Origin of the sequence: Lwoffella lincolnii (genome assembly GCF_037201985.1) — a bacterium.
In the GTDB taxonomy this organism is placed as follows: domain Bacteria; phylum Pseudomonadota; class Gammaproteobacteria; order Pseudomonadales; family Moraxellaceae; genus Psychrobacter; species Psychrobacter lincolnii.
Genome location: NZ_CP147511.1, coordinates 1,539,319 through 1,560,322, shown reverse-complemented (window position 1 = coordinate 1,560,322; position 21,004 = coordinate 1,539,319). Strand labels below are relative to the sequence as shown.

The 21,004-nt window shown below is 43.8% G+C and carries 20 protein-coding genes; 3 read left to right on the top strand and 17 right to left on the bottom strand.

All coding sequences use genetic code 11. The features are described from left to right. Nucleotides 1-170: 170 nt before the first annotated feature. From greA to WDM69_RS06990, 7 genes are all read right to left on the bottom strand, one after another. Entirely contained in the window at nucleotides 171-647 is a 477-nt protein-coding gene (greA, locus tag WDM69_RS07020) for a transcription elongation factor GreA (protein ID WP_078308038.1), read from the bottom strand. A 127-nt stretch (nucleotides 648-774) separates the two neighbouring features. After that, nucleotides 775-4,032: a carbamoyl-phosphate synthase large subunit gene (carB, locus tag WDM69_RS07015; protein WP_338755199.1), complete on the bottom strand. Its 3,258-nt coding sequence runs from the start codon at nucleotides 4,030-4,032 to the stop codon at nucleotides 775-777. Between the two features lie 38 nt (nucleotides 4,033-4,070). Beyond that, nucleotides 4,071-4,580 (bottom strand): isoprenylcysteine carboxyl methyltransferase family protein, encoded by a 510-nt coding sequence (locus WDM69_RS07010; RefSeq protein WP_083101971.1) that lies wholly within the window; start codon nucleotides 4,578-4,580, stop codon nucleotides 4,071-4,073. A gap of 84 nt (nucleotides 4,581-4,664) precedes the next feature. After that, nucleotides 4,665-5,336, bottom strand: coding sequence for a Fic family protein (locus WDM69_RS07005; RefSeq protein ID WP_338755198.1), 672 nt, complete (start codon nucleotides 5,334-5,336; stop codon nucleotides 4,665-4,667). Then, nucleotides 5,333-6,277 carry a restriction endonuclease gene (locus WDM69_RS07000; RefSeq protein WP_338755197.1) on the bottom strand — a complete coding sequence of 315 codons (945 nt, stop codon included), beginning with the start codon at nucleotides 6,275-6,277 and terminating at the stop codon, nucleotides 5,333-5,335. The genes WDM69_RS07005 and WDM69_RS07000 overlap by 4 nt, the downstream gene beginning before the upstream one ends. A 91-nt stretch (nucleotides 6,278-6,368) precedes the next feature. Next, nucleotides 6,369-7,598 (bottom strand): glutamine-hydrolyzing carbamoyl-phosphate synthase small subunit, encoded by a 1,230-nt coding sequence (carA, locus tag WDM69_RS06995; RefSeq protein WP_338755196.1) that lies wholly within the window; start codon nucleotides 7,596-7,598, stop codon nucleotides 6,369-6,371. A gap of 269 nt (nucleotides 7,599-7,867) precedes the next feature. Then, a complete protein-coding gene (locus WDM69_RS06990; RefSeq protein WP_338755195.1) occupies nucleotides 7,868-8,959 on the bottom strand; it encodes a DUF475 domain-containing protein in 1,092 nt (363 codons plus the stop codon). Nucleotides 8,960-9,063: 104 nt separating this feature from the next. Between WDM69_RS06990 and WDM69_RS06985 the strand changes: the two genes are divergently transcribed. Next, entirely contained in the window at nucleotides 9,064-9,618 is a 555-nt protein-coding gene (locus WDM69_RS06985; RefSeq protein WP_078308028.1) for a gamma carbonic anhydrase family protein, read from the top strand. Here the strand turns inward: WDM69_RS06985 and WDM69_RS06980 are convergent. Further along, on the bottom strand, nucleotides 9,596-10,405 hold the full coding sequence (locus WDM69_RS06980; protein ID WP_338755194.1) for a hypothetical protein: 810 nt from the start codon (nucleotides 10,403-10,405) through the stop codon (nucleotides 9,596-9,598). The genes WDM69_RS06985 and WDM69_RS06980 overlap by 23 nt on opposite strands. 230 nt (nucleotides 10,406-10,635) lie before the next feature. Between WDM69_RS06980 and WDM69_RS06975 the strand changes: the two genes are divergently transcribed. Together WDM69_RS06975 and prfB are read left to right on the top strand one after the other, a co-directional pair. Continuing rightward, a complete protein-coding gene (locus tag WDM69_RS06975) occupies nucleotides 10,636-11,337 on the top strand; it encodes an HAD family hydrolase (RefSeq protein WP_078308133.1) in 702 nt (233 codons plus the stop codon). A 90-nt stretch (nucleotides 11,338-11,427) separates the two neighbouring features. Beyond that, nucleotides 11,428-12,523 (top strand): peptide chain release factor 2 gene (prfB, locus tag WDM69_RS06970; RefSeq protein WP_338755193.1). Its coding sequence is split into 2 segments (ribosomal slippage): nucleotides 11,428-11,499 and nucleotides 11,501-12,523, totalling 1,095 coding nucleotides; the frame shifts between segments, so codons are not numbered across the junction. Here the strand turns inward: prfB and scpB are convergent. The 9 genes from scpB to WDM69_RS06925 all read right to left on the bottom strand — a co-directional run bounded on the left by scpB (nucleotide 12,512) and on the right by WDM69_RS06925 (nucleotide 20,985). Further along, nucleotides 12,512-13,063 (bottom strand): SMC-Scp complex subunit ScpB, encoded by a 552-nt coding sequence (gene scpB / locus WDM69_RS06965; protein ID WP_411350818.1) that lies wholly within the window; start codon nucleotides 13,061-13,063, stop codon nucleotides 12,512-12,514. The two genes, prfB and scpB, sit on opposite strands and share 12 nt — an antisense overlap. Before the next feature lie 83 nt (nucleotides 13,064-13,146). Then, on the bottom strand, nucleotides 13,147-13,962 hold the full coding sequence (locus WDM69_RS06960; protein WP_078308130.1) for a segregation and condensation protein A: 816 nt from the start codon (nucleotides 13,960-13,962) through the stop codon (nucleotides 13,147-13,149). 29 nt (nucleotides 13,963-13,991) lie between these two features. Then, nucleotides 13,992-15,035 (bottom strand): tryptophan--tRNA ligase, encoded by a 1,044-nt coding sequence (gene trpS / locus WDM69_RS06955; protein ID WP_078308022.1) that lies wholly within the window; start codon nucleotides 15,033-15,035, stop codon nucleotides 13,992-13,994. 137 nt (nucleotides 15,036-15,172) lie between these two features. Continuing rightward, nucleotides 15,173-16,156: a lysophospholipid acyltransferase family protein gene (locus tag WDM69_RS06950; protein ID WP_169832910.1), complete on the bottom strand. Its 984-nt coding sequence runs from the start codon at nucleotides 16,154-16,156 to the stop codon at nucleotides 15,173-15,175. A 167-nt stretch (nucleotides 16,157-16,323) separates the two neighbouring features. Then, on the bottom strand, nucleotides 16,324-17,532 hold the full coding sequence (locus WDM69_RS06945) for a metallophosphoesterase (protein ID WP_338755192.1): 1,209 nt from the start codon (nucleotides 17,530-17,532) through the stop codon (nucleotides 16,324-16,326). Nucleotides 17,533-17,627: 95 nt separating this feature from the next. Then, nucleotides 17,628-17,978: a DUF3144 domain-containing protein gene (locus WDM69_RS06940; RefSeq protein ID WP_078308016.1), complete on the bottom strand. Its 351-nt coding sequence runs from the start codon at nucleotides 17,976-17,978 to the stop codon at nucleotides 17,628-17,630. Nucleotides 17,979-18,066: 88 nt separating this feature from the next. Next, on the bottom strand, nucleotides 18,067-19,233 hold the full coding sequence (metK, locus tag WDM69_RS06935) for a methionine adenosyltransferase (protein WP_078308014.1): 1,167 nt from the start codon (nucleotides 19,231-19,233) through the stop codon (nucleotides 18,067-18,069). Between the two features lie 164 nt (nucleotides 19,234-19,397). Beyond that, nucleotides 19,398-20,042, bottom strand: a complete 645-nt coding sequence (gene nth, locus WDM69_RS06930; protein WP_240494939.1) for an endonuclease III — start codon at nucleotides 20,040-20,042, stop codon at nucleotides 19,398-19,400. Nucleotides 20,043-20,121: 79 nt separating this feature from the next. Continuing rightward, on the bottom strand, nucleotides 20,122-20,985 hold the full coding sequence (locus WDM69_RS06925) for an RnfABCDGE type electron transport complex subunit B (protein ID WP_205760123.1): 864 nt from the start codon (nucleotides 20,983-20,985) through the stop codon (nucleotides 20,122-20,124). Nucleotides 20,986-21,004 lie beyond the last annotated feature (19 nt).

Below are 21,004 nucleotides of genomic sequence, written 5' to 3'. Positions count from 1 at the left end.
TTTGCAGGAAGTCTTATGAATGTTACTTTTATGATTTTTACCTGTGTATTCGTCCATTATTGTCAATTATTATCAACAGCTCACTTTATTATAGCTGAAAAAAAGCACCCATGTGGGTGCTTTGATGACGTTATGCCTTTATGATATATGCCTTTATGATAAAAGATGTCTTATGTATAAAGAACTTCGATGATTTCATATTCCACCACACCGCTGGGTGTTTCGATGCGAGCTTCGTCCCCTTTTGATTTGCCAATTAAACCCCGAGCGATGGGTGAGTTGATGGAAATTTTATTGGCTTTGAAATCAGCTTCATCATCACCAACAATCTTGTAGCGTTTTTCTTCTTCAGTATCCACGTTTTCAATAACAACGGTCACCCCAAACACCACTCGTCCCTCTTGTGGCAGGCTGGCAGGGTCGATGATTTGAGCCCCGCCAAGTTTGGCTTCGATGTCACGAATGCGAGCTTCACAAAACCCTTGTTGCTCACGGGCGGCGTGGTATTCGGCATTTTCTTTTAAATCACCGTGTTCACGAGCTTCGGCAATGGCGGCGGTGATGCGTGGGCGGTCAATGGTTTTTAGCTGTTTGAGTTCTGCTTCTAAAGCAGCGTAACCTTGGGGTGTCATGGGATAGCGTTGCATAATTCTTCCTTAAAAACATAAACAAACACTGGCAAACGCAAGGTTGCCAGTGTCAATAAATCATCATAATGAACACAAACACACGATATCAATAAAATAATATGCCTATTTTACCGCATCTCCTGGTTTATGCAAGTTGGTTTATGCGAGTTGATTGATGTAAGTCTTGTAACTGATAAACTGCAAACGGTAACTGCACCTGATAGGCGGTGGCGGTGGCTTGAGCTGAACTTAATGTTGTCATATAAAATACTTTACTTTGCAACGCATTGCGACGGATAGATGATGAATCTTCTTGAGCCTGCTTGCCTTCGGTGGTGTTGATGATGATGTCGATATCACCGTTTTTGATGGCATCTAAGATGTGTGGTCTGCCTTCACGTACTTTATTGATACGCTCGCATTCAATGCCCTGATTGGTCAGATATTCTTGTGTGCCACCTGTTGCCACTAGCTTAAAGCCATAGTCTTTAAACTGCTGGGCAACCTTGGCAAGGTGGGGCTTATCACTGTCACGTACTGAGATAAACACAGTTTTGGTCTCACCTTCGGTGGGCAAACCAGGAATGGTTTGGTTACCACCAGTCACCGCTTTATAAAAAGCCTCACCAAAGGTCTGCCCCACACCCATCACCTCGCCTGTGGATTTCATCTCAGGGCCAAGAATGGGGTCAACGCCTGGAAATTTGGCAAAAGGAAACACCGCTTCTTTGACTGAATAATGACTTGGCACAATCTCTTGGGTGAAGTTTTGCTCTGCCAAAGTCTGTCCTGCCATACAGCGGGCGGCGACTTTTGCCAAAGACACGCCGATACATTTGGAGACAAATGGCACGGTGCGAGACGCTCTTGGGTTGACCTCTAAGACATAGACTGTTTCACCTTTGATGGCAAATTGCACATTCATCAAGCCGACCACACCAAGCTCTTTTGCCATGGCGACGGTTTGGCGACGCATGTCATCTTGAATGTCATCACTTAATGAGTAAGGCGGAATGGAGCAAGCAGAATCGCCCGAGTGCACGCCTGCTTGTTCAATGTGTTGCATGATGCCGCCAATCACCACCTCTTTGCCGTCCGATACACAGTCCACATCCACCTCAATGGCATCATCTAAGAAATGGTCAAGCAGGACAGGGGCTTCATGAGACGCTTGTACCGCATCACGCAAGTAGCGTTTAAGTTCATCTTCGTTATAGACAATCTCCATGGCACGACCACCCAAAACATATGATGGGCGGACAACTAAGGGGTAGCCTACTTTGGTGGCTTCTGATATGCCCTCTTCAAAGGATTTAACGATGCTGTTATTGGGTTGTGTTAAGCCCAATTTTTGTATCATGTGTAAAAAGCGTTCACGGTCTTCGGCTCGGTCAATGGCATCAGGACTTGTGCCAATGATGGGAACGCCTGCTTGTTCTAGGCTACGGGCAAGTTTTAGTGGCGTTTGTCCGCCATATTGGACAATCACGCCCTTAGGCTGTTCGGTGCGTACGATTTCAAGCACATCTTCTAGGGTAATTGGCTCAAAATACAAACGGTCTGATGTGTCATAGTCGGTTGAAACGGTCTCAGGGTTACAGTTCACCATGATGGTCTCATAGCCATCTTCACGCATGGCAAGGGCGGCGTGGACACAGCAGTAATCAAACTCAATGCCTTGTCCGATACGGTTAGGGCCGCCACCGATGACCATGATTTTGTCTTTATTTGATGGGTTGGCCTCGCACTCTTCATCATATGTTGAGTACATATAAGCGGTTGATGTTTCAAATTCAGCGGCACAAGTATCCACCCGTTTGTATACAGGATAAATGCCCATGTTCCAACGGGTTTTGCGAAATTGTTTCTCAGACACGCCCATCAATTTGGCAATGCGTGCATCAGAGAGTCCTTTTCGTTTAAGGTGGCGTAGCAAATTGGGGGTTAAGTCGCCCATGCCAAGGGTTTTTAGCTGATTTTCTGTATGAACAATGTCCTCAATTTGCACCAAAAACCATGGGTCAATGTTGGTATCAGCAAAAACATCATCAACCGATAAGCCAAAACGCAACGCATCAGCGATATAAAAAATGCGTTCTGGGGTGGGGGTTTTGAGTTTGAGTTTTAAGGTGCTGATGATGCTGTCATCATTTTGTTCAAAGTCTAATTGCTCATCAAAGCCTGTCGCCCCTATTTCCAGACCACGCAGTGCCTTTTGCATGGATTCTTGAAAATTACGACCGATTGCCATCACCTCGCCAACTGATTTCATTTGAGTGGTTAGCACGCTATCAGCTTGGGGGAATTTTTCAAAGTTAAAGCGTGGCATTTTGGTAACCACATAGTCAATGGCAGGCTCAAAACTCGCTGGGGTTTTGCCCCCTGTGATGTCATTTTTTAGCTCATCTAGGGTATAGCCGACGGCAAGTTTGGCAGCGATTTTGGCAATGGGAAAGCCTGTCGCCTTAGATGCCAATGCTGATGAACGGCTCACTCGTGGGTTCATCTCAATCACCACCATACGCCCTGTTTTTGGATTGATGCCAAATTGAACATTTGAACCACCTGTCTCCACACCAATCTCACGCAACACAGCGATGGACGCATTACGCATGATTTGGTATTCTTTGTCGGTTAAGGTTTGGGCAGGGGCGACGGTGATGGAATCGCCTGTATGTACGCCCATGGGGTCAAAGTTTTCAATGGAACAGACGATGATGCAGTTGTCGTTTTTATCACGCACCACCTCCATCTCATACTCTTTCCAACCGATTAAACTCTCATCAATGAGCAGCTGATGGGTGGGTGATAAGTCAAACCCACGCTCACAAATCTCAATAAACTCCTCACGGTTATAAGCAATGCCACCCCCAGAACCCCCCATGGTGAATGATGGGCGGATAATGCACGGAAAACCAACCTTAGCTTGAATGGCAAAAGCATCGTCCATGCTCTGTGCAATTTCTGCTTTGGGGCATTCCAGACCGATTTTTTTCATGGCTTTATCAAACAATTCACGGTCTTCGGCTTTTTCAATGGCTTCTTTGGTTGCCCCAATCAGCTCACAGCCATATTTGGCAAGCACGCCATGTTTGTCAAGGTCAAGCGCACAGTTAAGTGCCGTCTGTCCGCCCATGGTTGGCAAAATGGCATCAGGACGCTCTTTGGCAATGATTTGCTCTACCGTCTGCCAGGTAATCGGTTCAATATAAGTGGCATCAGCCATGGACGGGTCGGTCATGATGGTGGCAGGATTTGAGTTTACCAAAATCACCCGATAGCCTTCTTCTTTTAAGGCTTTACAGGCTTGGGCGCCTGAATAGTCAAATTCACAGGCTTGCCCGATGACAATGGGGCCTGCCCCGATGATAAGAATGGATTTAATGTCGGTACGCTTTGGCATGGTGGCTCTCTTTGTTGATAAATTATTGATAAAATGGGTTAAAAAAGTGTTGCCATCGCTTGTTCTTCTTGACGGATACGCTTAAATAAGACCAGCAAATAAATGGGCAAGCCAATCAATAACACATACCACGCTTGACACAATAAGGCGATGCCAATTAATTCAGGTATGATGTTTAAAAAATAATTGGGGTGGCGAAATGTTTTAAATAACCACGAACGATTAATTTGATGTTCTGGTAAAATATAGATTTTAACCGTCCAAATCTCCCCCAACTGCTTGATAATCAATGCCAATATCACAAATGAAGCACTTACCATCAGCGTACCAACCAAGGATATGCCATTAAAAGCAGTGTCAAAAAGCCATACCGAGATAAAACACGCCAGATAATAAAGCGTATGAACCACCGCAAGCACCGTGGAATTGGTTTTTCCGTATTGTTTCGCCCCTTTGGCAATCAAAGCTTTTTCATGTTTAATGGAGACGGCTAAAAATAACAGTCTGATGATAAAAAATAGGATTAAAATGCTTAAAATCATTGTCATTGATGTTTTTTCCATTGAAATTAAAAATATAAATCGGATTAATGGTATTTTAATGAATGATGTTTTGGTTTAATGAATGATATTTTAGACCGTCATGCCATATAAACAATTCTCATAAGTCCACACCACAATCTTGTTATCATCATTGTTTTCATAAAATGCTGATAATAATGTGTGCCATGTTTCAAGCTGATTTTCATTGATATTTAACACGCCACAACCTGCCATGATAAGTTCGTAATTGGCACAAATCATTGCTGTGCGTTTATTACCGTCCCAAAATAATTGATGTCGCATCATATAATACATGGTTTTTAAAATACGATGCGTGTTTGATATGGGTAAGTGATTCAATTCATTTAACGCTTGTTCAACCTTATTTTTAAGCGGAATGTCTGGCACAAAACTCACGCCACTAATGCCAACATTGCCAGTTCTTAGCTCACCCCACGCCAAACTTTCATTGTATGCCACAAAGCCATTGACTTTGCACGCAAATGCCAGGTCAAATTGACTGTCCGATGATAAAATAAATTGCCACGCATTTTTTAGATTTAACAGCACTTGCATGTCATGGGTTGAAATGCCGCTCACACTCATGCCATCAATAATGGTTTTGGTCTGGGGAAAAGTGGTATTGACCTTTTCCAAGCGTGACATGCTGTGAATGACTTCAACGATGTTTTTTTTCGCCAAAAACCGATTTTGTTCAAGGCTTAGGTTGAATTTGTCAGCAAACATGATGGGCACATTCATTCAAAAAAATCTTCATCAATTTCACAAATTTCAAGTACTTCTTTGACTTGAATGCCCACTTTATATTTAATCATTAAACCAACCAGCTCTTGCCCATCAATCAGGACAATTCTGCCCAATAATTTTTGAGAAAATCCTTGGGCGGATTTGGTAAATGATGATGTGGTGATAAATACACCCCGTTCCACGCCATTGCCCTGTAATGCCCCTGAAAAGGATTGTAATTCTTTTGAACCAATCATGTTATCACTGGCATATCTTTTGGCTTGAATGTAGATATTTTGAATGCCTAATGGGTCTTGTTTGATGACCCCATCAATGCCACCATCGTGTGATTTGCCAGTATGTTCAAACAAATTTTCTTTACCGCCATATCCCATGGCAAGCAATAACTTTAATACTGATTTTTCAAAAAATAAAGGCGTGCCTTGTTGCAATTTATTTAACAGTTCAACCGAAATTTCTGTTTCAAGATTTTTAATGGCATTTTTAGCTTGGGTTTCAAAATCCATGTCATCATTATCATCAGTTTTAATGGCGGATTTGCCTGATGATTTTTCTTTATGTTTAATCTCTGCTCTACTTTTTAAATAACTTTTCCAATTAGGTAAATCAGCTTCATCATACAGTTTTTCGCTAATTTCTGTTTTATCTTGCCAAAGCTGTGCCATTTTTAAACCAATGGGTGTGATTTGATAGGTGGCTTTACTGATGCGATTTAAGATGCCTGCTTTGGTTAAAGAGGTGATTGACCAAGCGATGGCATTTTCCACTTTTGGCTGACCATGATTAAAGCGTAGGGTCAAAATTTCCTCAGAAAATTCCCCCAATTGAATGACGCCTTGATAAATCTCTTGGCGTTTACGAACTTTATTATCACCCATCAGTTTTAATGTTAAAGCACGGCATTTATCACGGTATTCACGATTATTAAAATTCATAACAGTTTTCCAAAAGAGCAAGTTATTTTAGATGGTGCGTTTTATAAAGCAAATGCACCCAATTTACCGTCCAAAATGTCACTGCCCAAATTCACACTTTCGCCTTTTGCATTTCCATAATAAATCTATCAAACAAAGCTGAACAATCATGCGGGCCGGGGCTGGCTTCTGGGTGTCCTTGAAAGCCAAATGCAGGTTTATCGGTCAACTCAATGCCTTGATTTGTGCCATCAAACAGTGAGCGATGCGTGGCTTTAACATTGGCAGGTAAGGTCGCTTCATCAATGGCAAAGCCATGATTTTGAGAAGTAATCATCACCGTGCCATCTGCCAAATTTTGCACAGGGTGGTTTGCCCCATGATGCCCTGATTTCATTTTGATGGTTTTTGCCCCACTGGCCAGCCCCAATAATTGATGCCCCAAGCAGATACCAAAAGTTGGAATGTCCGTTTGCTCAATGATGTGTCTGATATTGTCAATGGCATAGGTGCAGGCGGCAGGGTCAGCAGGGCCGTTGGAGAGAAAAATGCCATCAGGATTTTTTGCCAAAACCTCGCTAATTGGTGTTTGGGCAGGGACAACCGTCACATGACAACCCCTATCCACCAACATGCGTAGAATGTTGGTTTTTGTGCCAAAATCATAGGCTACCACATGAAATTTTTTATCAATGTGTTTGCCAAGCTGTTTAAAATAACCCCCTGTTGGGCTGTCTGTTTTGCCATATTTGGCGGTGGTGGCAGGGTTGTCAGCAAGTTCCCAAGTGCCTTGTGTCCATTCAAATCCTTGTGGGTGGCAGCACTCTTTTGCCAAATCAAGCCCCGTCAGACCTGCAAACTCTTTGGCAAGTTGCACCGCTTTGTTTTCATCATCAGCTGTGATGTCCGTGTCGCTGTCTATGGTATAAATACAACCGTGCTGAGCTCCTTTATCACGCAAAATTCGGGTCAGCTTTCGGGTGTCAATTTCGGCGATGGCAACGGTGTCATGGCGTTGTAGAAAGTCGGTGAGTGATTCATCATTGCGAAAACTTGAACTGATGATGGTGGCATCACGGATAATCAGCCCTGATGCCCAAATGCGATGTTCACTGCCAGACTCGCCGTCTTCGCTGTTGGTGCCTGTGTTGCCAATGTGTGGGTAGGTTAAGGTAACCAGCTGTTTGGCATAGCTTGGGTCGGTTAGGATTTCTTGATAGCCTGTCATGGCGGTGTTAAATACCACTTCGCCAACGCTACTGCCCATTGCACCAATGCTGATGCCGTGAAAAATTGTACCGTCAGCGAGGGCTAAAATGGCTTTGGTTGTCGCTTTGGTCATGTCTCATCTCCCGTTGACGAATAAAGGGGGTAAAAAAAATAATAAAGGGCATAAAAATAGGGTCATTTAAAAACAGGGGCAGTTTATGGTCAGTCATGATTGGTTTGTTTTTTGGTAAATTTTGTTAAAATTTACCCACAAAAAAACGAGAAGACTATAAAAAAAGCAACCCTAATCCAGTATGAATACGTGGACAGGCGGTTTGCTTTTTCATAGGTCAACTCGCTGTTTTAGATTTTGCGTATTATAGCGACAATCACACCTTTTGGCTACCCATCAGACAACTTTTTATTATATGCAATCGAATGCCACAATGACAAACCAATAAACACAATGCCGATACTGCCTGTTACCAGCTCAGGAATGTGAAAACGAGCTGACAACAGCATGATGATTGCCAACGCACCGATGGCATAGTGAGCCCCATGCTCCAGATAAACATATTCACTCAGCGTGCCTTTATCCACCAAAAAAATGGTCATCGAACGCACAAACATCGCCCCAATCGCCAAGCCTAACATGATGATGATCACGTCATTGGTGATGGCGAATGCTCCAATCACCCCATCAAAACTAAACGACGCATCTAAAATCTCCAAATAAACAAAGCCAACCATGCCCCCCTTTAAAATTGCAGGAGACAGTCCAGCTGTGCCATGATTTTGCTTACCCGTATTGGCATCAGTGTCATTCTCCGTATGAACATCATGGTTGTCATTGCCTTCTAGTAACGCAGACAGTACTGACACCGCCAAATAAATCAACACGCCCCATACCCCAGCACTGAGAACCACGGCTTGCTTGCTGTCATCTACCAAAGTCAATGACAGCATTAACACACACAATGCCACAAAAATAGCAATGGCATCAACACTGCTAAATTGTAAAAACTTACGCTCAAGCCAAGCAAACCATAAATGTTCTTTATCCCCAAACATAAACTTTAAAAACACCAATAATAAGAACATGCCTCCAAAGGCACTGATTTCAGCGTGGTGAGCATTGAGTTTATCGGCATAAACATCAGGTTGCTTCAGTGCCAACTGCATGACTTCCATCAACCCTAAGTCTGCTGTTACTGCCACAATGACAATGGGAAACACCAATCGCATGCCAAACACCGCAATCAAAATACCCACGGTTAAAAATATCTTTTTCCAAAAAGCATTCCACCCTTTTAGTACCGACGCATTGACCACCGCATTATCAAAAGACAAAGAAATCTCCAATATCGCTAGCATCAGCGTCACCGATAACGCAGTGATAAGCCCTGCCATGCCACCATGAGAAAACCCCCACCAGCTGGCGACCAACAAGCAAATGAGCGTAAAAATGATGTCAAAACCAAAGTGTTTTAGCATAAAAAATCTCGTCAAATAAACTTATAAAATAAATTTGGCAGAATTTTAGCATGACGATATGATAACAAAGATAAGATTTGTTATATATTTTTAAGGAAATCATCATGTTATACACGTTTAAAGACCTTTCACCAACGCTGGCCACCCCATTTAACGGCTGGATAGCACCGACCGCTCGAATCATCGGTGATGTTGCCATCGAGCAAGATGTCAGCGTGTGGTTTGGGGCGGTCATTCGTGGGGATAATGACCACATTCACCTTGGTAAAGGCAGTAATGTGCAAGAAAACAGCGTCATTCATACCGATGTGGGCATACCTGTTAATGTCGGTCGTTATGTGACCATCGGACACATGGCGATGTTACATGGCTGTGAAGTGGGAGATAACAGCTTAATTGGCATTGGTTCGGTGGTGCTGAATCATGCTAAAATAGGCAAAAACTGTGTCATTGGGGCAAAATCGCTGGTTACAGAAAACAAAATCATTCCTGACAATTCGTTGGTCATGGGCAGTCCTGCCAAAGTGGTTAAAACCTTAAGTGAAGAGCAAATCACCATGTTGCAACAATCTGCCAAGCAATACATACAAAAGGCCAGACAGTTTGCTCAGACACTCACGCCCATGCCATCTGACATCATGCCATCATCATCAACATAACATAGCCTAAGCAGGATAACATAAGCCCAAAACCAATGGCTTTAAAAATCCCTGCATCATCATTGTTGCCAGGGAAATTATCCGACCCGAAGACATGAAACAGCTGCATGGCATGCCCGCCAGCATGATTGCCAGCGAACAATCCCAACAGCACGCCCATCACTGCCAAAATGGGGGTAAATAGCCACTGAATTGTTGATATGGTGGTGGTTAAAGAACCAATGACCATCAACATCACGTCAATCAGTCCACCAACCATGCCTAACATCACGCCACAGATAAACGCATAAAACAAATGGTCGGTCACACCTTGTTGTTCTTGTTGTTGGGTGTGGGACTGTCGTCTTCTGGCAGATGCGTTGACCACAGCAGGGCTGTTGCTCACATGTTTAGGCATGGTGGAAGTGGACGGGGTATAAGTAGAGACCGATAGAGCAGAAGCGGATAAAGTAGAATCAGATAACGTGGAAGCCTTTGATTTTGATGTGCTGGGGGCTGTTGAATTCATTAAGCTGGTTGATGCAAAGCTGGTTGATGCAAAGCTGGTTGATGAAAAGGTGCTTGGTAAAGCCACGATTTTCCCCGTAGGTTGCCCCACAGAGTACTTTATAAATGGTTGATTTGAACGGGTGTCTTTATTTTGTGTAAAATCAATCTCAATGTCGACCATGTCGTTATCAACCATGTTTTTATCAACCATGTCAACAACTGTCGGTAAAATGGGTTGCTCTAAATCGGTAGGATTGTGCTGGGTATGATGGTGGCTGGTGTGGTTTAATGAATTCATGATGTTGAGCGTTTAATCAGCTAGATGATAAATGTTGAGTAATTTGATTGTATCCTATTTGCCAAATGATTTGCTAAATTTTTTGCTAAAAAGTAAGCAGAATTATTTTTTTTGTTGACTAAATTTAATGATTTCTTCTGTTATTATGAATCGTTATGAATACACGATAAAGCGTCTTAGAAAACATCATGTTGATGTTTGCTGATAAAACTGATAAAAGGAGCGCCGTCATGCCAGAAAGACACAAACCGCATTCAAGCTCTGTATTGGCATTGTTTGATTTAGACCACACCATTTTAGACATTGATAGCGACCATGCTTGGGGGGAATATCTGGTTAAAAAAGGGTTGGTGGACGAAGCCAGCTACCGCACCGCCAATCAAGCGTTTTATGAACAGTATGTGGCAGGCACGTTAGATGCCACCGAATATAACGAGTTTGTCGCCCAATTTTTGGCAAGTCTGCCGTTACCTGAGTTGTGTCGCATTCGAGCCGATTATCTGCAAAGTGAAATCTTACCCCATGTTCGCCCACAAGCCCTTAATGCCATGCGTTGGCATCAAGGGCAAGGGCATGACGTGGTCATCATTTCTGCAACCAATGACTTTGTGGTCAGTGTCATTGCCGACGCAGTGGGCGTGTCAGCTGATAAGGTGTTGGCCACCCCACTGGAAATCTGCAACGAACGGTACACAGGCAAGCTCACCGATAAACCCAACTTTCAAACAGGCAAGCTATATCATTTACAAAAATGGCTAGATACCAAGGCAAAAAAAGGCATCACCTTTGATAAAACGTATGCCTATTCGGATTCAAAAAACGACTTGCCATTATTAAAATGGGCGGACGTGCCTGTGTGCATAACTCCTGATGATGTGTTGCAAGCCCATGCCTTGGCTCATGGCTGGGCGGTGGAAGATTGGTCGATTTAGCAAAAGCTTGCCAATTTTGCTACACTATGTCTTTTTTATTTACCCGTTTTTATTTAACCCCCTTTTTATTTGATATTTTGGAATGGCATTATGGAAATCAACAGTTATCAAGAGCAAATTAAAGACTTAAGCCAACGTGGGCAAGCGTTACGGGGGTATCTTTGACATTGCTGGTAAACAAGAGCGGTTAGAAGAGGTGAATTTGGAGCTAGAAAATCCAAATATTTGGCATGACCCTGACCTTGCCACCAAAATCAGTAAAGAAAAAGCCCAGTTAGATGGCGTGATTGACGTCATTAACCAGTTAGACAGCATTTTAGAAGATGCCAAAGCCATGCTAGAGTTGGCAGTAGAAGCGAAAGAAGCAAGCTTGCTAAAAGACGTACAAGCCGAGTTGGACAAAGCCCAAACCCGAGTAGAAGATTTGGAATTTAAACGCATGTTTAATGGTGATATGGACGCTAATCATTGTTATTTAGACATTCAGTCAGGCTCTGGCGGTACAGAAGCCCAAGACTGGGCTCAAATGCTGTTAAGAATGTACACCCGCTGGAGTGATTCTCACGGCTTTAAAGTTGATGTGGTGGAAGTGTCAGATGGTAGCGTGGCAGGCATCAAGTCAGCAACTTTGCATATTAAGGGCGATTATGCCTTTGGTTGGTTGCGTACCGAAACAGGGGTACACCGTTTGGTGCGTAAATCACCCTTTGACAGCAACAATGGTCGCCATACATCTTTTGCATCGGTGTTTGTGTCCCCAGAAATTGATGACAACATCGACATTGACATCAATCCAGCAGATTTACGCATAGACACTTACCGTTCAAGCGGAGCAGGTGGTCAGCACGTCAACACCACTGACTCAGCGGTACGCATCACCCATGAGCCTACAGGCATTGTGGCGGCGTGTCAAAATGAGCGTAGTCAACATGCCAATAAAGACACCGCCATGAAAATGCTCAGAGCCAAACTTTATGAACGAGAAATGCAAAAACGCATGGAAACTCAGCAAGCCTTAGAAGACAGTAAATCTGATATTGGTTGGGGAAGTCAAATCCGCTCTTATGTGCTTGATGATTCACGCATCAAAGATTTACGCACAGGTGTTGAAAGCTTTAACACAGGAGCGGTGCTAGATGGTGATTTAGACCAGTTTATTGAAGCGAGTCTAAAATCAGGGTTGTGAGGCTTGCATATCAGGCAGTGGTGGCAGTTGAGCCAAACTATCTAATCCAAATGCCACCAAAAATTCATCGGTTGTGTGTAATAAGGCAGGGCGACCGATGCTTTCACGATGACCTTTTTCAATAATCCATCTTTTATCAAACAACTGACGCAAAATATGTGACGATACCGTTACCCCACGCACCATTTCAATATCACCACGAGTCACAGGCTGTCTATAGGCAATCACGCTTAAGGTCTCAAGTAGGGCTTGGCTTAAGTTTTCTTGGCGTTGTGGAAAGACTTTTTGGATAATTGGGCTAAATTCGTTGGCGATTTGCAATCGATAGCCTGTGGCGGTGTGTGCTAAAGTCAATGCACCAAGGGACAACCGTTCTTGCAACACCATCAACGCCATGTCCAGCTGATTTTGGCTGATGTTAAGATGTTGGCGTAACTGTTTGGCAGGCATGGGGGTTTCTGATGCGTGCAAAATCGCTTCAATGGCTTTGCTGTGGCTTTGGGCAGATTGGTGTTGTTGGTTAAACGTATGCAATGCGATGGTCAATATTCTGTCCTTATTGAGAGTATGTTATTGAAAGCATATGGTGTTTTTGTCTGTGCTGATTTTAATTAAAAAAAATCTCAATTTAATTTACCCAAATCTTGATTTACCCAGATTAATGTGAAACCATTCATCTCAACCGCATTTTTTTCATCAAGCAAAAATTCAATCATTCGCTGTTTTGCCAGTTCCAAAACTGCCACAAAACTCACCACAATGCCAAGTTTGCCTTGTGATTTATCCAAAATATCAAAAAATGTGCTTTGCCCTTGAGTTGCCAGCATTCGGCTAATCGTCGCCATACGGTCAGCAAGGGGTACGATATCAGCCTTAATATGGTGCATGTGATGATTGGGTTTTAATTGCATTTTAAGCAAACTATCAGTCAGCAGGGTTGCAGGGTAGGGTGGCTGATTGTCTAAATGAGCTTTTGCCAACGCTTCAGGATTGGGCAAACTGGCAAATGCCAAAAACACATCTCGCTCAAGGCGAACCAGTGCGTCTAAACGGCGACTGGCTTCTTTGATTTGGGCGTATGCTTCTAGTCGCTCAATTAGCTCAGCTTTTGGGTCATGCTCATCGTCATTGACATCTGGTTTGGGTAATAGCAATTCTGATTTGATGGCAATCAATGTCGATGCCATCAACAGATAGTCCCCTGCCAGTTCAAAATGGGCTTCGTCCAGCTCTTTGATATATCCAAGGTACTGCTCAGTAATGGGCAAAATGGCAGTTTCGGTGATGTCGAAGTTATTTTTTTTTACCAAATACAACAAAAAATCCAGTGGCCCTTCAAACTGCTCAAGCCAAATGGCAAAGGCTTGTGGCGGAATGTATAAATCTTCAGGCAGTGACTGGACAACAGTTTGATAAAGTCGAATGGATAGATTGGTCATGGGCGGTTTGAACCATTGATGAGCCACAATTAATTTTTTAACTTCGCCAACGGTTTAATGCCAATCGCTCGGCGTGTTTTATCCAGTTGTTTTCGGCTATGGCGACGTGCTTTTTCTGCCCCCATTTGTAAGATGTGTTCTAATTCTTTAGGGTTTGCCATTAAATGATGGTAACGCTCACGAAATGGGGCAATCTCATCATTGATTTTGTTAAATAAAATCTCTTTGGCTTCACCCCACCCAATGCCTTGCTCAAAATGATGGCGTAATTGGGCAATCTCATCTGCCGTGGCAAACGCCTTATAAATCTCAAAAATCGTGCTGTCATTGGGGTCTTTGGGTTCTTCGGGCAGTTGTGAGTTGGTAACAATTCGCATCACTGCTTTTTTTAGGGCTTTTTCGCCATCTGTGTGTGGATTGTCGCCAAATAGTGGAATGGTGTTGCCATAGCTTTTGCTCATTTTGCGGCCGTCTAAGCCTGTTAATAATGGCATGTTTTCATCCACCACAGCGGTGGGCAAGGTAAACAACTCGTTGTATTTAAAGTTAAATGTGCCAGCGATGTCACGAGCCATTTCAATGTGTTGTACTTGGTCTTTACCAACAGGAATGTGGGTGGCGTTGAACATCAATATGTCTGCTGCCATCAACACAGGATAACCAAACAAGCCCATGGTGATGCCATGGTCAGGGTCAACATCAGATTTATCAGCATTGGCATCGACAGTGGCTTTGTAAGCATGGGCTCGGTTCATTAGCCCCTTAGCACAACTGCAGTTGAGTATCCACGCAAGCTCAGGAATTTCTGGTATGTCAGATTGGCGATAAAACGTTACTTGCTCAGGGTCAAGTCCACACGCCAACCATGTGGCAGCAATGGCTTTGGTAGAAGCGTGAATTTGTTCAGGGTCATGGCATTTGATGATGCCATGATAATCTGCCAAAAAGAAAAAGGCATCATCGTGATTTTGTACTGAACGAATGGCAGGGCGAATGGCTCCCACATAGTTGCCCAAATGGGGAATGCCTGTGGTGGTGATGCCAGTGAGAATGCGTTTGCTTGCAGTGGTCATACTATATCTCGTCTCTTAATGTTGTCTTTTAATGTTCCAATATGTCAGTATTTCAGTGTGTTTCTATTGTCTATTGATGGATAAATGCAACACCATCACCGATGGTCAATTATTGATAGCCAATTATTAATAGCCAATTATTGATAATAATCCGTACCATCAGGTTGGGTTTTATAGCGTTTATGAAACCACATCCATTGCGTGGGGTCAATGCAAATCAAGCTTGCAAAAATGTCATTGATTCGCTGAGCATCTTGGGCTTCATCATCACTTGGATAATCATCTAAAGCAGGGGTAACGCTGATGTGATAATGTGGACGCTTGCCACGAGGCAGATTATCTGGTGTTTGTCGATAAAAATGCAGTACCATGACGGCAGGGGGGGTGGTTTTATTCCCCATCTTGGCTAAGCGACGCTGTGCTGTCAATGTGGCGGCAGGCACACCAAAAAAGTCTGCCATAACCCCTTGTTTTAGCCCATAATCTTGGTCTGGACTGTACCAGATGATGCGACCTTGTTTGATATGGCGAATCAGTTGACGCATGTTGTTATGGTCAATCTGTTGCCCAAAAATCTTACGGCGAGCGTTAAATACCAACCATTCAAATAGGGCGTTGTTCTGTGGTCGATACACGCAATCAATCGGATAAAATTGGCTAAACAGCAGTCCGCCTAAGTCCAACATGGTGTAGTGAGCCCCAAGTAAAATCACCGCTTGGTTGTTTTTTTGAGCCGTCAATAGGTGTTGCATGCCTGATACCGATACGGTACGGGTAAATAGATTGGGGCGATACCATGCCGATAGGCTTTCAAAAATACCAATCCCTTGATTGACAAATACCTGTTTTGCCATTCGTTGATGCTCATCATCTGATTTGTTGGGGAATGCCAACTTTAGATTAACCAAAGTTACCTGACGGCGGCTGCCTGCCAAGGCATAAAACACCCTGCCTAACTGTCTCCCAAGCCAAAACTGCCCACGTAAAGGCAAAAACACACACGGTAATAATAGCGACATGCCCAACCAAATACTCCAATATTGCGGCAATAAAAACCGCCATTCAAATGGCTTTGAGGCTTGTGTTTCAAGCTGTTTATGTGTGTCGATAACGCTTGGCATGTCTGTGATGGTGATTTTTTTAACACGGCTTAGTTGAGTATGTTGAGCGTGTTGAGTGCTTGGAGCATGACTGTCTTGATTGCTGGTTTTTGGGTAATGTTGTTGAGGTGCTTGCATGGTATTGCTCTTTTTATCAGACAGTTTATCAGACAGTAAGACCAAGTGGGTTATTGCGGTTGTCCAGTCAGCTCAGTTAGCCCAGTCAAATCAATTATCCACACTTCAGACTGTGAGCCAAGTCGCAAGGGCAAATGCCAAAAGCCATAGCCAGAAGACACCAGATAATGCCCTTGTCCAATTTGTTCGTATCCATAGCCAATGCGGTTGATGGCTTGTACTATCAAATTGGCAGGGAATATTTGCCCATTGTGGGTGTGTCCAGATACCTGTAAATCAATCGGTAACGCTTGGTGTTGTTCAATCTGAGTCGGACGATGGTCCAACAAAATCACAGGCTCACGCACGTTGGTGTGTACCAATGAGTCTTGTGTATTGGCACGGTCTGAGTGATGGTCATCATAGCGACCGACCAGCCAAATGCGATCTTGTTCGTTGAGATTTAAGGACATCACCTCATCAACCAGCAGATGTATGCCAGTGTTGCGAACGGCTTGACTGATTCCTGCTTCATCTTGATAAAGGTCATGATTCCCTAGGCTGGCAAAGACTCCCAACGGCACACTATTCACCACTTGTTCAAGAGCAGGCTGCATGTTCTGCTTGGTATAGGCGACGATGTCATCGTCCATGATATCGCCTGGTATCAATAGCATGTCGGCTTGTTGTTCTTTTAATATCTGAGCCAAACGCTCAAGCTCATTAACCCCAACCCGATTGCCCAAATGCAAATCGCTGACCATCGCCACACGCAACGGCTGTGATAAGGGTTTATCAATCTGTATTGCCAAATGCTTGACCACAGGGGTGTATGCGTTATGATGGCTTAGCCAAAACAACCCCACAAAACTGGCAACTGCCACCATTTTACCAACCAGCATTTTTTTACCAACCAGCATTTTGCTGACAGTGTTCGCCTTTGTGGTTGCTTTTTTTGTTGATTGTTTGTCAATTTTTGTTAATTTTCTGTCAATGTGCTTAACCAACTGATGGGCAATGATTGCAAACACAGTGGCAAATTGGGCGTATAACATCACCACCAACAGATAACTCAACCAACGAAAGCCAAATGGAATGATGCCTGACATGGCAAACACAACACACACATTCAGACATGCCAAAAGTCCCCAAAACAGCACACGCCATCTATGGGGGTTGTTAAGCTTGTTGATGCCCAGTAACCAAAGCAATTCTTTAATGGTCAAATAGCCAAACAGCTCAACCAGTAAAATCACCCCACCGATAAACAACCAACGCATGCCATGCCCCTTAAATCAATATTAGCCAAATCAATTCAGTGGCATGTTTTAATGACTGATTTGAATTCATGTGATTTAAATTCGTCTGATTTAAATTAATTTTGTTGATTTAGTTGTACATAGTCATCAAAATTATTGGCATAATCTTCCAAATTATCATTGAGCATCTGTCGGTATTGCTTGGCATAAAACTCAATGATGTCTTCTTTTTCTTTTAATAAGTCATCACCTTTAACAAACCCAATGGATGCCACCGACGCACTGTAGCGAGCAGCAGCATACAGCAGTGATGCCCCTACCTGACCAGAATGCGATTGCGAGCTAAGCTGACTGTTTGCCAATTCAATGATGGCATCGGCACGCTGATAAAATGCTTGCATTTGTTCGGTGATTTCTGGCTCAGTATTGCCAGATTGGTTGGGGCTGGCATTGTGATTGTTTGTCATTTGGGTGTTCTCGATGGCTATGGGGCTTAAGTTTTATGGGGTATTACTATGGAGTTATGGACTATTTAATAGATGCCAACTTGATGGCTTACAAATTGGCATCGGCTTTTAGGGCATCGGCTTTGTCGGTCAATTCCCAAGTAAAGGCGGTGTTGCTACCCACACGCCCAAAATGCCCATAAGTGGCGGTTTGTTGGTACATGGGTTGTAATAAGTTTAACATGCGGGTGATGCCATAGGGTCGTAAGTCAAAATGTTGAGCAATCAAGCGAATGATGACATCATCGTCAATCTTGCCTGTGCCAAAGGTATTGATGGATATCGATGTAGGCTCGGCAACACCAATGGCATAACTGACTTGTACTTCACAGCGGTCAGCAAGTCCTGCTGCAACGATGTTTTTGGCAACATAACGCCCTGCATAGGCGGCACTTCGATCAACCTTAGAAGGGTCTTTGCCACTAAATGCACCCCCACCATGACGAGCCATGCCACCATAGGTATCGACAATGATTTTACGCCCTGTCAGACCAGCATCGCCCACAGGACCACCGATGACGAATTTGCCTGTTGGGTTGATGTGGTAGCGAGTATTGGTATGTAACAAATTGGCGGGAATGACTTGTTTGATGATTTCTTCCATGACCGCTTCTTTTAGGTCAGATTGGCTGATGCTGGGGTCGTGTTGGGTAGACAGTACCACCGCATCAATGGCAGATGGCAGTCCGCCGTCATATTTTAAGGTAACTTGGGCTTTGGCATCAGGGCGTAACCAAGGCAATTTTCCTGAGCGTCTCAGCTCTGATTGGCGTTCCATTAAGCGGTGAGCAAACTCAATTGGAGCAGGCATCAGTACGTCAGTTTCGTTACTGGCATAACCAAACATCAGGCCTTGGTCACCTGCTCCTTGCTCTTCTGGTTTGGCACGGTCAACACCTTGAGCAATCTCTGGCGACTGCTTGCCAATCATGTTGATGACCGCACAAGTTTCTCCATCAAAGCCCAAGTCCGAATGCTGATAGCCGATGCCTTTGACCGTATCACGCACGATGCGTTCAATGTCCACATTGGCAGTTGAGCTGATTTCACCAGCCAGCACCACTGCGCCTGTTTTTACCAAGGTTTCACACGCCACACGAGCATGAATGTCTTTTTGTAAAAATGCGTCCAATAAGGCATCGGAGATTTGGTCTGCCATTTTGTCAGGATGACCTTCGCTGACAGATTCTGATGTGAACAGTTGATAATCACGCATAAGGACTTTTCCACTGAAATTTGATGATAAACAATTTGACGATAAATCTGACCATTTTACTCAATTTTACCAATAATCACCATAGCTAAATTTGGCTGGATTTTATTGGGCTGATTCAAAATTTAAAGACCATCAAAGTTTAAAGACGATTGCTGAGCAAACAATCATCGCTGAGCAAAGGTGGCTTTATCTTTAAACATACATTCTTGATAAACAGGGCAAGCATCACATTTTGGTGTGCGTGCTTGGCAAGTATAGCGACCATGCAAAATGAGATAATGATGGGCATCTAATAAAAATGCTGGTGGGATTCGCTCAAGCAGATGGTTCTCCACTTCTCGGACGTTTTTGCCCGTTGCCAATCCTGTGCGATTGCCTACTCGAAAGATGTGGGTGTCTACTGCCATGGTTGGCTGTCCAAAAGCGGTATTGAGTACCACATTGGCAGTTTTACGCCCCACACCAGCCAAACTTTCTAAGTCGGGTCGATGATTGGGTACTTGACTGTCAAATTTCTCAATCAAATCTTGACAGGTTTTCATGATATTTTTGGCTTTGGCGTTATACAAACCAATGGTTTTGATATGCTCCTTTAAGCCATTTTCTCCCAACGCCAACATCGCCTCTGGCGTGTTGGCAACTTTGAACAGCTTAGCCGTGGCAATATTGACACTGACATCGGTGGCTTGAGCAGATAAAATCACTGCAATCAAAAGCTCAAAGTTGGAAGTATGATGAAGCTCAGTCTCTGGTTGCTTGATGGTTTGGGCAAGTTTTTCAAAAAAGAGCTGTACATTGGCTTTTGACATTCGCCGTGATGGGGGCGTGTCGGCAGTTTTGTGGCGAATAAGGGGTTTATTGGATTTCATGCGTGATATCAACATAACCTTATGTCTGAAGTAATGACGATAATTGTGCTTGTAAGTTAGCCAATTCTTGGCGTTTGTTCATATTGTCTTTGACCGACAGTTGCTTTTGTAATTTTTTAATTTTGCTTCGTAATTTGGCGGTCTCAATGGTGGCTTTGGCATCGTCAGCATCAATGCTAATTTGGGCATTGACGGCATTATTCAGCTTACTTTGTACCATGCTGACCACAGGTTTGGCATTGGCTTTATCTTGTATCTGAGCTTGTACTCGGTGCAAGTGGGTGTGATAACGTTGACGTAAGTCATGCTGTTCTTGCTCTCGTGCTTGTTGGCTTAATGTGCGTTTGATTGGCACAAGTTTGATGCAATCGACAGGACAAGGGGGCAGACACAACTCACAACCTGTGCATAGGTCGGTGAAGATGGTGTGCATGTGTTTGCCCGTCCCCACAATGGCATCAACAGGGCAGGCAGGAATGCACTTGGTACAGCCGATACATTCATCTTCAATGATGACCGCTCGCATTTCTTGGGGGCGGTTGGTGGCAGGGTCAATGGGGTGTTTAGATGGGGTGGCAATGGGGGCAGCAGTGGGGGTGATTGTTGAATTGGAGTGCTGGGTCGATGATGCCAACGCTTCAGCGATGGCATCAGTAACAGGTTGCCCGCCTGGCACACATTTGTTGATGGGTTCACCATGCACAACGATGGCATGGGCATAGGGCAGACAGCCATCTGGATGCTCACACAGCCCACATTGCGTTTGTGGCAGGCAGGCATCAACCGTGGCAATGAGCTTTTGAGTCTGTGCATTTAACGCATCAAGTTGCAATGCTTGCAGTAGTGTTGGCAGGTCAGTCATTGTCCATGGTTTATGTATCATTGATAAAAATTAACACAAT

What these genes read in the sequence shown, in the direction of transcription:
- greA (WP_078308038.1), bottom strand. Translation starts at nt 647, where the DNA reads ATGCAACGCTATCCCATGACACCCCAAGGTTACGCTGCTTTAGAAGCA.
- carB (WP_338755199.1), bottom strand. Translation starts at nt 4,032, where the DNA reads ATGCCAAAGCGTACCGACATTAAATCCATTCTTATCATCGGGGCAGGC.
- WDM69_RS07010 (WP_083101971.1), bottom strand. Translation starts at nt 4,580, where the DNA reads ATGACAATGATTTTAAGCATTTTAATCCTATTTTTTATCATCAGACTG.
- WDM69_RS07005 (WP_338755198.1), bottom strand. Translation starts at nt 5,336, where the DNA reads ATGAATGTGCCCATCATGTTTGCTGACAAATTCAACCTAAGCCTTGAA.
- WDM69_RS07000 (WP_338755197.1), bottom strand. Translation starts at nt 6,277, where the DNA reads ATGAATTTTAATAATCGTGAATACCGTGATAAATGCCGTGCTTTAACA.
- carA (WP_338755196.1), bottom strand. Translation starts at nt 7,598, where the DNA reads ATGACCAAAGCGACAACCAAAGCCATTTTAGCCCTCGCTGACGGTACA.
- WDM69_RS06990 (WP_338755195.1), bottom strand. Translation starts at nt 8,959, where the DNA reads ATGCTAAAACACTTTGGTTTTGACATCATTTTTACGCTCATTTGCTTG.
- WDM69_RS06985 (WP_078308028.1), top strand. Translation starts at nt 9,064, where the DNA reads ATGTTATACACGTTTAAAGACCTTTCACCAACGCTGGCCACCCCATTT.
- WDM69_RS06980 (WP_338755194.1), bottom strand. Translation starts at nt 10,405, where the DNA reads ATGAATTCATTAAACCACACCAGCCACCATCATACCCAGCACAATCCT.
- WDM69_RS06975 (WP_078308133.1), top strand. Translation starts at nt 10,636, where the DNA reads ATGCCAGAAAGACACAAACCGCATTCAAGCTCTGTATTGGCATTGTTT.
- WDM69_RS06960 (WP_078308130.1), bottom strand. Translation starts at nt 13,962, where the DNA reads ATGACCAATCTATCCATTCGACTTTATCAAACTGTTGTCCAGTCACTG.
- trpS (WP_078308022.1), bottom strand. Translation starts at nt 15,035, where the DNA reads ATGACCACTGCAAGCAAACGCATTCTCACTGGCATCACCACCACAGGC.
- WDM69_RS06950 (WP_169832910.1), bottom strand. Translation starts at nt 16,156, where the DNA reads ATGCCAAGCGTTATCGACACACATAAACAGCTTGAAACACAAGCCTCA.
- WDM69_RS06945 (WP_338755192.1), bottom strand. Translation starts at nt 17,532, where the DNA reads ATGCGTTGGTTGTTTATCGGTGGGGTGATTTTACTGGTTGAGCTGTTT.
- WDM69_RS06940 (WP_078308016.1), bottom strand. Translation starts at nt 17,978, where the DNA reads ATGACAAACAATCACAATGCCAGCCCCAACCAATCTGGCAATACTGAG.
- metK (WP_078308014.1), bottom strand. Translation starts at nt 19,233, where the DNA reads ATGCGTGATTATCAACTGTTCACATCAGAATCTGTCAGCGAAGGTCAT.
- nth (WP_240494939.1), bottom strand. Translation starts at nt 20,042, where the DNA reads ATGTCAAAAGCCAATGTACAGCTCTTTTTTGAAAAACTTGCCCAAACC.
- WDM69_RS06925 (WP_205760123.1), bottom strand. Translation starts at nt 20,985, where the DNA reads ATGATACATAAACCATGGACAATGACTGACCTGCCAACACTACTGCAA.